Source organism: Vreelandella olivaria (assembly GCF_023507745.1).
Taxonomy (GTDB): domain Bacteria; phylum Pseudomonadota; class Gammaproteobacteria; order Pseudomonadales; family Halomonadaceae; genus Vreelandella; species Vreelandella olivaria_A.
This window is the reverse complement of record NZ_JALPZO010000109.1, coordinates 48,441-62,321: the sequence shown is the minus strand read 5'-3', so window position 1 is coordinate 62,321 and position 13,881 is coordinate 48,441. Positions and strand designations below refer to the sequence as shown.

The following is a 13,881-nucleotide window of genomic DNA, read 5'->3' as shown; positions in this document are numbered from 1 at the left end:
AGCCTGTGACAGCGCTCGATGACGCAGCCACATAGCCACCGCAGGAGGTGGCGCTGCCGTTGATTGCTGCCGGGGCGTCTTCCACCTCGAACCAGGCCGCTCCTGTGGTAATGGTGGCCCCGCATGACGATGTATCGCCCACCCGTGCAACCGGCATACCATCGACGAACATGGTCCTGGCACCACTAACAATCCGGTGCGGCCCACCCTTGCATTGACAGACAACCCTATCACCAACCTTGACCAGATCCATGTGACTCCTCGCTAATATCCAGCCAGATACAAAAAAAGGCGGCCCGTAGGCCGCCCGCTCCAAGCACTTCCTCTGACCACTCCCTGGGTCAACCTCCTCAGATGACTTCCTTGCCAGGGCTCACATCACTGTGTCACCCGGCGCATCTGCCTGCATCCCGTTCGTTGCATCCTGCCTGAAGCATCCTTGCCTCCCCTTGTCCTGAGTACATTGTGGCAGATAATAAAACCTTCTCAAGGAGGCCAAAAAAACAGAAGGCGAGTCTTAGCAACTCGCCCATTTTTACCAGTCATATATAAATCAATAACTTAAAATAAAATTAGTGAAGAATTTCGTTTTTTCCTACCCCAAACCGAGCGAATGTCGTCGGCATTTGTAAGAGATCTCTTACAAAATTTTAAGAGATCTCTTACACGCGGGGCGAGATTTTGGGCTTATTGCCCTTTAATTGCTTGCAAACCTGGGTAGGTAACCTCACCCAATTCAGCTTCAATGACCAGCAAACGGTTGTACTTCGCTACACGATCAGAGCGGCATAGAGAACCGGTTTTGATCTGACCTGCGCAGGTACCCACAGCCAGATCGGCAATGGTCGTGTCTTCAGTCTCACCACTACGATGCGAGATAACCGCAGTAAAACCTGCATCCTGAGCCATTTTGATCGCATCCAGGGTTTCAGATAACGACCCAATCTGATTGAACTTGATCAGGATAGAGTTACCGATCTGCTCATCAATACCGCGCTTAAGGATTTTGGTGTTGGTAACAAACAAATCATCGCCGACCAGTTGCACTTTATCGCCCAACTTGTCGGTGAGTGCCTTCCAGCCCGCCCAATCCGACTCATCCATGCCATCTTCGATCGATACGATCGGATACTCAGCACACAAGCCTGCCAGATAGTTGGCAAACCCTTCAGCGTCATAGCTTTTATCTTCACCGGCAAGGTTGTACTGGCCATCTTTGTAGAATTCAGAAGAAGCGCAGTCCAGTGCCAGGGTGACATCTTTACCCAGCGCGTAACCGGCATCGCCAACGGCTTGTTTGATAACCGCCAACGCATCGGCATTAGAGGCCAGGTTAGGCGCAAAGCCTCCCTCATCGCCTACGGAGGTGGAGAGACCTTTGGCAGACAGCACTTTTTTCAGTGCGTGGAAAATTTCCGCCCCCATACGCAGGCCTTCGCGGAAATTGGATGCGCCCACGGGCTGCACCATAAACTCTTGAATATCAACGTTGTTATCCGCGTGCTCGCCACCATTCAGAATATTCATCATGGGCACGGGCATGCTGTACTGACCAGGCTGACCATACAGCTCGGCGATATGCGCATAAAGTGGTACGCCCTTGGCATTGGCAGCGGCCTTGGCTGCCGCCAACGATACCGCCAGAATCGCGTTAGCGCCCAGATTCGCTTTGTTGTCGGTACCATCAAGGGCCAACATCGCGTTATCCAGGCCACGCTGGTCACGCGCGTCCATACCCAGCAACGCATCACGGATCCTGCCATTCACGGCTTCTACGGCTTTTAGAACGCCTTTACCGAGGTAGCGGGCCTTATCGCCATCACGAAGTTCAAGTGCTTCACGCGAGCCAGTAGAGGCACCGCTTGGCGCACAGGCTTCGCCAACTGCACCGCTTTCAAGACGCACTTGCGCCTGAACAGTCGGGTTACCGCGCGAGTCGAGTACTTCCAGCGCACTGATTTCAACAATTTTGGTCATGACAGTGTCCTTTGGTTGTCGGTCTGATGAAGGGTCGTGGGTTTAAGGTATACCACGTTTATTGTCGCGATCAGCGAATGGTCAGTGGCTCAAATCCTTTCACTAACCCGTCCAACTGAGCCAGCTGGGTCAAGAACGGTTTCAACTGATCAAGCGGCAGCGCACAAGGGCCATCGCATTTGGCGTTGTCAGGATCAGGGTGAGCCTCTAAAAAGAGGCCAGCCAGCCCAACTGCCACGCCAGCCCGCGCCAGCTCCGCCACCTGGGTGCGGCGCCCATCAGCGCTGTCGGCACGCCCACCTGGTCGCTGTAGCGCGTGGGTGACATCGAAAAACACCGGGTAGCCGGTTTGCTTCAAATCACCAAAGCCAAGCATATCAACCACCAGATTGTTGTAGCCAAAGCTGGTGCCTCGCTCACAGAGCATTAGTTGATCGTTGCCTGCTTCCTGAAACTTGGCCAGGATGTGACGCATTTCGTGGGGAGCTAAAAACTGCGGTTTTTTGATATTGATGGCCGCACCGGTTTTGGCCATTGCCACAACCAGATCGGTTTGGCGTGCAAGGAAAGCAGGTAACTGGATGATATCGGCGACTTCTGCGGCAGGCTCAGCCTGCCAGGGCTCATGCACATCGGTAATAATCGGCACGCCATAACGCGCTTTGATATCGGCCAGAATCTGCAGACCTTTCTCCAGCCCTGGCCCCCGGTAAGAGTGGATTGAGCTGCGATTGGCTTTATCGAAACTCGCCTTAAATACATAAGGCATGCCAAGTTGTTGCGTCACTTTGACATAAGTCTGTGCCACTTCATCGGCTAATTCGGCCGACTCCAGCACATTCATTCCACCTAACAGCATAAGTGGCAAAGAATTGCCGGCGGTTAGGCCGGCAACGTGGATATGACGCTCTGGTAATGTTGCTTGAGAAGCCATGCTTCCCCCCTTTATTCCTGAGGTGCCACATGGGCGCGTGTGCGTGCAGTTTTGTACTCAAGGGCAGCATTGACGAACCCGGAGAACAGCGGGTGGCCATCGCGTGGCGTTGAGGTGAATTCCGGGTGGAACTGACATGCAACGTACCAGGGGTGATCCGCCAGTTCGACAACTTCTACCAGTGACTGATCGACACTCTTACCAGAAATAACCAGCCCCGCTTTCTCCAGTTCATCAACAAACTGGTTATTGACTTCAAAACGGTGGCGGTGGCGCTCCACTATCTCTTCAGCACCGTACGCTTCACGGGCCTTACTACCTGATGCCAGGTGGCAAACCTGCCCGCCCAACCGCATGGTTCCCCCCAAATCGGACGCTGCATCGCGTAGCTCGATCTTTCCTTCGGCGTTGATCCACTCGGTGATCAGGCCTACTACAGGGTGTTTGGTATCGTGGGTAAACTCGGTGGAGTTGGCATCTTTCCAACCTGCCACGTTACGGGCAAACTCAATCACCGCCACCTGCATGCCTAAACAAATCCCCAGGTAGGGGATATTGTTTTCACGGGCAAACTGGGCAGTCAGAATTTTGCCTTCCACGCCACGTTCGCCGAAGCCGCCAGGCACCAGAATGGCATCTTTGCCCGCCAGCCGCTCGGTACCATGGCGCTCGATATCTTCTGAGTCGATGTAATCAACGTTGACCTTGATGCGGCCTTGAATACCTGCGTGAATCAGCGCTTCATTCAGCGACTTGTAGGCATCCAGCAGCTCCATGTACTTACCCACCATGGCAATGCTAATGGATTTCAGTGGGTTCAGCTTGGAATCCAGTACCTTGACCCACTCAGACAGATCCGCTGGCTCCGCATCCAGACGCAGCTTATCGCAAACAATATCGTCGAGGCCGTGTTCGTGAAGCATTAGTGGAATGCGGTAGATGGTATCAGCATCCTGTAACGGCACCACTGCCCGCTCTTCCACATTGGTGAACAGGGCAATTTTGCGCCGCTCGCTCTCTTCCAGTTCCACTTCGCTGCGGCAAATCAGGATATCCGGCTGGATACCGATGGAGCGCAACTCTTTAACGCTGTGTTGGGTCGGTTTGGTTTTGGTTTCACCAGCCGTCTTGATATATGGCACCAGGGTAAGGTGCATATAAATGGCACGGCTTGCGCCCAGCTCGCTGCGAATTTGGCGGATTGACTCCAGGAACGGCAGTGATTCGATATCGCCCACTGTGCCGCCGATTTCCACCAGCGCCACGTCGAAGCCTTCACCACCGGCGTAGACGCGCTGCTTGATCTCATCAGTAATGTGGGGAATCACCTGAACGGTGCCTCCCAGGTAGTCGCCACGGCGCTCTTTGCGCAGTACGTGCTCGTAGACACGACCTGTGGTGAAGTTGTTGCCCTGGGTCATTTTGGTGCGAATAAAGCGCTCATAATGCCCTAAGTCCAGATCCGTCTCGGCGCCATCCTCGGTGACAAACACCTCGCCGTGCTGGAAAGGACTCATGGTGCCCGGGTCCACGTTGATGTATGGGTCGAGCTTGAGCATGGTGACCTTAAGGCCGCGGGCCTCGAGAATCGCCGCCAGCGAGGCCGACGCGATGCCCTTGCCAAGAGAGGACACAACGCCGCCGGTCACGAAGATATATCGTGTCATGGAAAACCTGTCGAAACGTGATCAAAAGGCGTAACAGAAAGCCACACCAGGATGGGACGACAGAATAGCAGAGTACGCCCTAAGGCTCAATTTGAACTGGTCAGGAGAGCATGAAACTCACGCTCTCCCCACGACAGGCCTTGGCGAGAGCGCTGTAAACCCGTCCATGGACGCTACTTTCGCCATCCTGGCGAAAGACCCCCGCTACGACCTGTCGCTGGCGCCGCTATTACCGGTAAGGCTCACCATATAAAACCAAGCTTAAACACCTAAGTAATCCAGAATGCCCTCGGCAGCCTGACGACCTTCATAAATAGCAGTCACCACCAGGTCTGAGCCACGCACCATATCGCCACCGGCAAAGATTTTCTCGTTGCTGGTCTGGAAGGCGTACTGGCCATGCTCAGGGGCTTTGACCAAGTCCCAGTCGTTGACTTCGATATTGGCACTATCGAACCAGGGTGCGGGGCTTGCCTGGAAACCGAAGGCCACCACCACTGCATCAGCGGCAATGATCTCTTCAGAGCCCGGCACCACCTCAGGACGGCGGCGACCGTTTTCATCCGGCTCACCCAGGCGGGTGCGTACCACTTTAACGCCCTCCACCTTCTCTTCACCCACCACCGCCACCGGCTGGCGATTGAACAGGAACTCCACGCCCTCTTCCCGTGCGTTAGCCACTTCACGGCGTGAGCCCGGCATATTCTCCTCATCGCGGCGATAGGCACAGGTCACACTGGCCGCCCGCTGACGAATCGACGTGCGGTTACAGTCCATGGCAGTATCACCACCGCCCAGCACCACCACCCGCTTGCCTTCCATGGAGATGAAGTCGCTGGGATCTTTCTCGAACCCTAAGCGGCGGTTAACGTTGGCGATCAGGAAGTCCAGCGCTTTGTACACACCGGGCAGGTCTTCGCCGGGGAAGCCACCCTGCATGTACTTGTAGGTGCCCATTCCCAGGAACACCGCATCGTACTCCTGTAGCAGCGTCTCGAATTCGATATCGGTGCCAATCTCGGTATTAAGACGGAACTCGACGCCCATCTCTTCGAACACCCCTCGGCGGCGCTCCATGACGTTCTTTTCCAGCTTGAACTCTGGAATACCGAAGGTCAGCAGGCCACCAATTTCCGGGTATTTATCAAATACCACTGGCTTGACGCCATTGCGTGCCAGAATATCGGCACAACCAAGACCCGCAGGCCCCGCACCCACAATAGCCACTTTTTTATCGGTCCAGACCACTTTGGACATATCCGGACGCCAGCCCATGGCAAAGGCAGTATCGGTAATGTACTTCTCCACCGAGCCGATCGTTACCGCACCAAAACCGTCGTTGAGGGTACAGTCGCCCTCACACAGGCGATCCTGGGGGCATACGCGGCCACACACTTCCGGCAGCGAGTTGGTTTTGTGGGAAAGCTCGGCGGCTTCAATAATATTGCCTTCCACCACCAGTTGCAGCCAGTTGGGAATATAGTTATGTACCGGGCATTTCCATTCGCAGTAGGGGTTACCGCAGTGCAGGCAGCGGTGCGCCTGACTGGCAGCATCGGTGGGCTTGAACGGTTCGTAAATCTCCGCGAACTCTTTGGCCCGGGTGTGCGCCGGCTTTTTCTGTGGGTCTTTGCGACCCACGTCGATAAATTGAAAATCGTTGTTTAAACGGTTGGCCATGATTTCTCTCCTCGAAGCGTAGGCAAAAGCGGGTTATTGCGGCTGACGCCGAGACTGATCCAGCAGACTACCCAGGCTGGCCGCTTTTGGCTTCACCAGCCAGAAGTGGCGCGCATAGTCGCTGAAGTCTTCCAGAATCGCCTCACCTCGAGCAGAGCCGGTCGCCGCCACATAGGCTTCGATCATCTCCCGCAGGTGGCGACGATACGCTTCCATCGCTTCGGTATTGATCCGGTGGATCTCGACCAGTTCGTGGTTGTACTTGTCCACGAAAGTCCGGTCTTCATCCAATACATAGGAAAAACCACCGGTCATGCCCGCACCAAAGTTAACGCCGGTTTCACCCAGCACGCAGACCAAACCACCGGTCATGTATTCACAGCAGTGGTCACCTGCCCCCTCAATCACCGCCGTCGCCCCAGAGTTGCGCACCGCAAAACGCTCGCCTGCGGTTCCGGCTGCATACAGCGTACCGCCGGTGGCACCATAGAGGCAGGTGTTACCAATAATGGCCGTTTTATGGCTCTCAAACTGGCTTCCTTTAGGCGGCACAATCACAATGCTGCCACCGTTCATACCTTTACCCACGTAGTCGTTGGCATCGCCTTCGAGGTAAAGGTTCAAGCCACGGGCATTCCAAACCCCGAAGCTTTGGCCGGCCACACCCGTAAAGCGTGCTGTCACCGGTGCCGCTTCCAGGCCATCCTCACCATACCGCTTGGCAATCGCGCCAGAGGTTAACGCGCCCACACTGCGGTCGCAGTTGGTAATAGTGAAATCGAAGCTGCCGCCCGACTGGGATTCAATCGCCTGTTTGAGTGCTGCCAGTACTTCCTGGTTCTTGGCGCCCGGATCATGAGGCACGTTCCGGCTCACCTGACAAAACTGCGGCGCATCGGCAGGCACGAAATCGTTGGCCAGCAACGGCGTTAGATCCAGCTTACGCTGGGAGGCCGTATTACCTTCCAGTACTTCCAGCAGATCGGTACGGCCAATCAAATCGGTCAATTGGCGTACACCCAGCACCGCCATCAATTCGCGCACTTCTTCAGCGATAAAGCGGAAGTAGTTTTTCACCATATCCACGGTGCCGCGGAAGTGTTCGCCGCGCAGGAAATCATCCTGAGTGGCAACGCCGGTCGCACAGTTATTCAGGTGGCAAATACGCAGGTACTTACAGCCCAGCGCCACCATCGGTGCAGTGCCAAAGCCAAAGCTTTCCGCGCCAAGAATAGCGGCTTTTACCACATCAAGTCCGGTCTTCAGGCCACCATCCGTTTGCAGACGAATCTTGTCCCGCAGGCCGTTGATACGCAGCGCCTGATGGACTTCCGGCAGGCCTAACTCCCACGGAGAGCCTGCGTGCTTGATGGAGGTTAATGGACTCGCTGCCGTGCCGCCATCATAACCGGAAACGGTGATCAAATCCGCATAGGCTTTGGCAACACCCGTAGCAATCGTGCCAATACCCGGCTCGGAGACCAGTTTCACAGAAACCTGAGCATCTGGGTTGACCTGCTTCAGATCGAAGATCAGCTGAGCCAGATCTTCAATGGAGTAGATGTCATGATGGGGCGGTGGTGAAATCAATGTGACACCCGGCACCGAGTAGCGCAAGCGGGCAATCAGTTGATTGACCTTGCCGCCGGGAAGCTGGCCGCCCTCGCCGGGCTTGGCGCCCTGGGCCACTTTAATCTGTAGTACTTCTGCATTGACCAGATACGCCGGTGTCACACCAAAGCGGCCCGAGGCAATCTGTTTGATTTTCGAACTGCGGATAGTGCCATAGCGAGCCGGATCTTCGCCGCCTTCACCGGAGTTGGAGCGGCCACCTGCCTCGTTCATCGCCTGGGCCAGCGCTTCGTGGGCTTCCGGAGAGAGCGCACCCAACGACATACCGGCACTATCGAAGCGCGGAATGAGGGCCTCAATAGGCTCCACCTCATCCAGCGGCACCGGCGTATCCGAAGGCTTAAGCCTGAGCAGGTCGCGAATAGTCGCTACCGGGCGCTCGTTAACCAACTGGGCAAATTTTTTCCACTTGGCGTAACTACCCTCTTGCACAGCCCCTTGCAGCGCCTTCACCACATCAGGGTTGTAGGCGTGATATTCGTGTCCGTGCACATACTTCAGTATCCCCCCCTGGGAGATACCCTTACGGGGAATCCAGGCATCCTTGGCCAGCAGTTCTTGCTGCAACTGCAACTCTGCAAACCCCGTTCCCTGAATACGTGAGGCCATCCCCACAAAACAGGTATTCATCACCTCACCCGACAGGCCAACAGCTTCAAATAGCATGGAGCCGCGGTAAGAGGCCAGTGTAGAGATACCCATTTTCGAGAGTATCTTAAACAGCCCTTTCTGCAGGCCTTTACGATAGTTCTCACGCGCATCGGCTGGATTACCGGTCAGCTCGCCAGTGCGGTGCATATCGGCCATGACCTGATAAGCAAGCCATGGATAGACAGCGGTGGCACCCACGCCAAACAGAACTGCCATTTGGTGGGCATCCCGTGCATAGCCGGTCTCTACCACAATATTGGCATTGGGGCGCAGCGTAAGCCGACCTAAGTGGGAGTGAACAGCCCCTACTGCCAAGACCGCCTGGATAGGGATGTACCCCTTGGGTAGCTCAGCATCGGTCAGCACCAGGATCACTTTGCCTGCTCGTACCTGTGCTTCCGCCTCCCGGCTCAGTGCCTTGACTGCCTGCTGCAAGCTGGTCTGTTCAGGGTCATAGCCCAGCGACAGCGTATGGCTGGCAAAGGCAGGGTCATCCTGACTGACCAGCGCGGTAAATTTACGCGGCGACAACACCGGCGTGGTCAAAATCAGCCGGTGAGCATGCTCTGGCGTTGCCTTGAAGACGTTTAGCTCAGCGCCACAACAGGTTTCCAGCGACATGACGATCGCTTCACGCAGCGGGTCAATCGGTGGGTTGGTTACCTGGGCAAATTTCTGACGAAAAAAGTCCGTCAACAGACGCGGGCGACTGGACAGTACCGCCATAGGCGTATCATCACCCATGGAGCCCACCGCCTCCTGGCCGCTTTCGGCCAGCGGGCGCAGTACCTGATCACGCTCCTCAAAGGTTACCTGGAACATCTTCTGCTGCACATTGAGCGCATCGACTCCCATGGTTTGGAAGCGGGCAAGTTCGGTCAGCGCAGACTCAAGGTAGCTGGCTTCCTGCTTCAGCCAGCGCTTGTAGGGATACGCGGACTTCAGGCGATTATCGATGTCCTGGGTGTGCAGCACTTCACCGGTCTGGGTATCAACCGCCAGCATCTGACCAGGACCAACGCGGCCTTTGGCGACCACATCTTCAGGCTTATAGCCATACGTTCCAATCTCCGATGCCAGGGTAATGTAGCCGTTTTTGGTAATTACCCAGCGCGCCGGGCGCAGGCCGTTACGGTCCAGCATACAGACGGCCTGACGGCCATCCGTCATGACCACGCCAGCAGGACCGTCCCACGGCTCCATATGCATGGAGTTGTACTCGTAGAACGCCCGCAGCTCGGCATCCATGGTCTCTACGTTTTGCCAGGCGGGCGGCACCATCATGCGTACTGCTCGGTGCAACTCCATACCGCCCGTTAACAACACTTCCAGCATGTTATCCATACTGGAGGAGTCAGAGCCGGTGGTATTGACAATTTCATCCAGCTTGGCGATATCCGGAAGCCGCTCGTTAACGAAGTTCGCTTTACGGGAGTTCGCCCAGCCGCGGTTGGCTTCGATAGTGTTGATTTCACCATTGTGGGCCAGCAGGCGGAACGGCTGAGCCAGCGGCCAGCGGGGGGCTGTGTTGGTTGAGAAACGCTGGTGGAAAACGCAGATTGCGGTTTCCAGGTGCGGGTCGTTAAGGTCTTTGTAGAAAGCCGGCAGATCTTCCGGCATTACCAGGCCTTTATAGGACACCACTTCTGAAGAGAGCGAGGCGACATAGAAGTCCTCTTCGCTGCGCAGCGCCTGCTCTGCATAGCGCCTGGCCATAAACAGATCGACAGCAAAACTGTCACTACTGCCCGGCTGTACAAACAGCTGCTCAATACGTGGCAGGCAGTCAAGTGCCATCGGCCCACAGACACTGGAGTCGGTGGGCACTTCCCGCCAACCCAGTACTTCCAGGCCACGAGCTGCCAGTTCTCGGGTCAGGGTCTCTTTTGCATGGCTTGCGCGCGCATCGTCATTGGGCAGGAACACTGCGCCCACCGCAAAGTGCTCACCTAGCTCGACATCCAGTGCTTTTTTTGCCGCTGCACGCATGAATTGTGCTGGCATTTTCAGCAACAGCCCGCAGCCATCGCCGGTTTTACCGTCGGCCGCAATGCCACCACGGTGGGTCATGCAGGTAAGCGATTCTATAGCCGTTTTAAGCAAGTCGTGACTGGCTTGCCCTTCCATATGGGCAATTAGGCCAAAGCCACAGTTGTCGCGAAACTCGCCTGGCTGGTGAAGACCTCTATTCATGGGCGTGCCTCTAGTCAGCGTATTTTGTTAGCAGCGTTTTTATGGTATTATTATGGGTTTTTATTTTTTTATGGTGCTTGTTATCACCCAATTTTAGAGTGTTTTCCGTATTCGCTGCTGCAAGAAAATGGCCGCTCAGCATAGCGATTTGCCCCCCTCTAGCGCAATCACTCCACATGCATCAATCTACAAAAACTCTTGTCAAATCCTGTATTTGCATTCGCATTTAAGAAAAAAACGCATACACTTCAACCACTTGCATACCAATAAAACGCTACTTTAACGCATTACACACAATACTAGACTTTAGTCTAATTATACCCAAAAAACCCATGCCGATAGCGCATAAGGCATACGGATTACATTACTTAAAACGCTTTCCCAAGCACCCACGCACAAAAAAGGGACGGTATCAATATTTCAAGACAGGCTAGTCTGGAGTGTAAAGCCTAATACAGGGAAAGAACTTCGGCATGGCGGGAGTCGCCACGTTGTCGGCAGCCGCGCGAGAACGGGTCATCGGCGGCAGATGCGGTTGGGCAGTTCCAGCGTGCCCAGGCGATAGGGAGTAAAAAGCATCGGCGCTTCCCCCCTGCTGGCGGCGGCCAAGGCAATTGCCTGATCCGCCTCGACCGTGGCGCCTGCCACGCCAAGCTCCAGACTGACGGTACGAAACAGTGCTGCCGTGCGGGCTTTCTTGATCGACACGTCGATCGCGCCAGGCACCGCGCCGCCCAGACGCCGGAACCTGCACAACAAACCTGAATCATCCACGACCGCGACGTTGATGGAGAAATTCTGCTCCCGGGCGCGCTCGATAACCGCTTGGACGGTGGATTCGCTCAGGGAAGGCATCTCGAAAACTCCTTGATAGTTACTGGAGTCTTCGATCATTTCAATGCTCCTTCATAGATGGACGAAAATCACGACCAACATCGTGATGGTCATCGAGCATGATGGCGGATGGCCAGAAACAAAGCCTACTTTACGCCAAGAAGGTCTCAATAGTTCGATATTGTAGAACTTTTTCAGACAATGGAATCAGCAACCGTCGCTGGGTCCCCTCTTGATCTTCAAGGAAGCAACCACGCTGTTGCTCTGCGCTCGATACGAAAGTCATGCTTATTGCCCTTGGCCAGCTTCTACACTTTGTTGCAAGAGCGTCAGGAACAGCGATATCCCTTGTTCGGCGACCGGAAGCGCTTCCTGCTCGCCCACGCAACCGGCTATTTCCAGATCAATCAGTCCGTGGGTCGTCGCATAGATCAAGTTCGCCAGCGCCAGGGTTGGTGTGGCAGGTAGAACCCCCGCCTTCTGACCATCTTCCACAAGGCCGGTGATCGCCGCGAACGCGGCAATGCCGGCAGCTTCGAGAGCGCTTCCCGCCGACACGATGTCGGGATCGCTGAACATCAGGCGATAGCGGGCCGGGTAGTGGCGACCGTACTCGACGAAGCAGTCCAACCCGTTGCGCAAGCGGTCGATCGCCGGAGCATCGCCGGCCCGTGCCGCTTCGATTCCGACGGCCAGCATCCTGAGGTCACGCTCGGCAATCCCTGCAAGCAGGTCATTGCGGTCAACGAAATGACGGTAGGGCGCGTTGTGCGAAACGCCTACCGCCTGGGCGACGGCACGCAGCGTCACGGCCGGCTCACCATTCGCATCCAACAGGTGCGCAGCTTCGGTGATCAACTTCTCACGTGTACTCACTCAAGCCCCCTGCGCCTTGGATGGCAGGCCAACCAGCGTCTCCGAGTCAGCCCAAAGTTTTCGCGCACGCTCGATGTCATACGACATCGCCGACGACCGCGTTTCGATCAACTGGCCGTTACGTGATTGCATGTACTTGCCCGAGGCGCGAGCGAACGCTGGATCGATGGCGACCCTCGTCAATGCATCCCCGGAGAACGCAAGGCTACCCATCGTTACGCCCAAGGTCTTGACGAGCCATTTCGCCAATCCGGTGCGCGCAGCCCGTTGCATCAACGGCGGCGCCGTGCGGGCGAGGCTGGTTTCGACGATCAGCCCCGGATCGAACGCAATGGACTGGATCGATGAACCAGTGGCTCGCAATCGGCGATCCAACTCGTAGGCATACATCATCGTGCAGAGTTTGGAGGTCGAGTAGCGTTTGCCGGGCGAGAGAGGCTTGCCTGTATTGCCTTCATTGGCCAGCTTGACCGCATCCGGCTCCTCGGCCTTTCCCACCATCTTGCCGTCCATTGTGTCGGGGTCATGGGTGCCACTTGCCGTGAACACAATGCGTCCATGGGGACGGATATCTTCAAGGAGCAGATTGAGCAGCAGGAAGTGGCCGAGACAGTTGGTCGCGAACGTCTTTTCATAGCCGTCGGGGCTGTATTCGACCGGCCCCATGAACTGCGCGCCGGCATTGAGCATCAGAGCCTGCAAGGGGGCGACGGCGCCGTCTCGAACGAGATTTTGCACAAGGCCTGCCGCCCCACGAACGGAGGCCAGTGACGATACGTCCAGGTCCACGGTCCTGACGTTGGCCCCGTACTTTGCGCTGATGTCATGCGCGACCGCACTCACCTCGGAATGGTTCCGCCCACCCAAGACGATATCGAATCCGCCGAGCTGGGCGACCCTCGTTGTTGTTTCCAGGCCGAGGCCTTTGTGGCCTCCGGTGATCAATACAGTAGGCATTTCGATAATCCATGTTGTTGACATTGTCAACGTAGGATATTGGCTCACGTTGACGCTGTCAACTTCGTTTATGGATTAACTCTGTGCGCCGCCAATTTCGGCCCGAACTTGACCCAAGTCTAAGGATCACCCCGCCTTCCCAGCTTCCATGACACGCCACTGCCGTGCATCGTGGCAGCAATTTGCTGCCCTTCCACACTCGACCATCGGTTTCCACGGAACTGGCTGAACCCCCATGCCTTCATCAAGCATGGCGCGCCGCTGCCACCAGCTGCGGAATGGTGCATAGAGGCCTTGCCGGCCTGTTTGAGCACCTTGGAGACGAAGCTTTGTCCCTGGCCTTTGCCCTGATTCTTCGGGGCGCTGGGCCGCACACGGAAATCGTCGTCGCGGCGGTCGGTCACGGCAGTTCCCCCGGCAAGCTGCGGCGTGTCCTGTCCCGCAAAGCACGCGGGCATGCCAACATCGGCGCGGGCTTCG

10 protein-coding genes are annotated in these 13,881 nt (G+C 56.1%); all 10 read right to left on the bottom strand.

Annotation, left to right across the window (positions count from 1 at the left end; all coding sequences use genetic code 11):
• A partial coding sequence (locus tag HP566_RS09035; protein WP_249976930.1) for a PAAR domain-containing protein occupies window positions 1-253 on the bottom strand: 253 nt, incomplete at its 3' end.
• A gap of 434 nt (window positions 254-687) precedes the next feature.
• Window positions 688-1,977 (bottom strand): phosphopyruvate hydratase, encoded by a 1,290-nt coding sequence (eno, locus tag HP566_RS09030; protein WP_249976929.1) that lies wholly within the window; start codon window positions 1,975-1,977, stop codon window positions 688-690.
• 70 nt (window positions 1,978-2,047) lie between these two features.
• Complete coding sequence (gene kdsA / locus HP566_RS09025) at window positions 2,048-2,911, bottom strand: 3-deoxy-8-phosphooctulonate synthase (protein ID WP_249976928.1); 864 nt, start codon at window positions 2,909-2,911, stop codon at window positions 2,048-2,050.
• An 11-nt stretch (window positions 2,912-2,922) separates the two neighbouring features.
• A complete protein-coding gene (locus HP566_RS09020) occupies window positions 2,923-4,578 on the bottom strand; it encodes a CTP synthase (RefSeq protein ID WP_249976927.1) in 1,656 nt (551 codons plus the stop codon).
• Window positions 4,579-4,839: 261 nt separating this feature from the next.
• On the bottom strand, window positions 4,840-6,258 hold the full coding sequence (locus HP566_RS09015) for an FAD-dependent oxidoreductase (RefSeq protein WP_249976926.1): 1,419 nt from the start codon (window positions 6,256-6,258) through the stop codon (window positions 4,840-4,842).
• A 33-nt stretch (window positions 6,259-6,291) separates the two neighbouring features.
• Window positions 6,292-10,734: a glutamate synthase large subunit gene (gene gltB, locus HP566_RS09010; RefSeq protein ID WP_249976925.1), complete on the bottom strand. Its 4,443-nt coding sequence runs from the start codon at window positions 10,732-10,734 to the stop codon at window positions 6,292-6,294.
• Between the two features lie 516 nt (window positions 10,735-11,250).
• Window positions 11,251-11,628: a GlcG/HbpS family heme-binding protein gene (locus tag HP566_RS09005; RefSeq protein ID WP_249976924.1), complete on the bottom strand. Its 378-nt coding sequence runs from the start codon at window positions 11,626-11,628 to the stop codon at window positions 11,251-11,253.
• 228 nt (window positions 11,629-11,856) lie between these two features.
• Window positions 11,857-12,444, bottom strand: coding sequence for a TetR/AcrR family transcriptional regulator (locus HP566_RS09000; protein ID WP_249976923.1), 588 nt, complete (start codon window positions 12,442-12,444; stop codon window positions 11,857-11,859).
• A complete protein-coding gene (locus HP566_RS08995; protein WP_249976922.1) occupies window positions 12,445-13,401 on the bottom strand; it encodes an SDR family NAD(P)-dependent oxidoreductase in 957 nt (318 codons plus the stop codon).
• 119 nt (window positions 13,402-13,520) lie between these two features.
• A complete protein-coding gene (locus HP566_RS08990) occupies window positions 13,521-13,805 on the bottom strand; it encodes a hypothetical protein (protein ID WP_249976932.1) in 285 nt (94 codons plus the stop codon).
• Window positions 13,806-13,881: the final 76 nt, after the last annotated feature.